Raw genomic sequence first — 508 nt, forward strand, 5'->3', positions numbered from 1 at the left:
CGAATGCCCGCGGCGGCTGGGGAATAGAGGTAAAGCGGATCGTAAGTAATGGCGTATTCGGGGAAGAGCTCGACCAGTTGTCCCGAATGGAGTGCATCTGCCAAGCTCATACTGTGCTATCCACGCGATGCCGAGGTCGTCTGAAAAGAGTTTCGGAAAAATTTTTATACCAATATTTTAAAAACGGCGTTCTAGCAAAGTTGATACTTATCTGAGAATTCATGTAAGAATAATGTTTTTTAAAACAATAGTATAGCTTGATTTTTGCACAAGAAAAAGGTTGCCATCCTATGAAATGCTCTGTATGCTTTCAAACACGTTTTGTTGATAAATTCAAGAGAATTAAAAATGAAAATTAACTATTTGGAAATTAAAGGATTTAAAAGTATCCAAAATGTAGAGCTAAAAGATGTTTCTCCTTTTATGGTTTTAGCGGGGGCAAACGGTACGGGTAAAAGCAATTTTGTCGATGCCTTGGCATTTTTATCAAAAGTGATTGATATGGGAG

At 38.0% G+C, this 508-nt stretch carries 1 protein-coding gene; it reads left to right on the forward strand.

Features of this window, described 5'->3' with window-relative positions; translation table 11 throughout:
- Positions 1-348 precede the first annotated feature (348 nt).
- A partial coding sequence (locus ACTHUR_RS18640) for an AAA family ATPase (RefSeq protein ID WP_440400256.1) occupies positions 349-508 on the forward strand: 160 nt, incomplete at its 3' end.

It is taken from the genome of Neisseria sp. P0021.S007, from assembly GCF_051956855.1.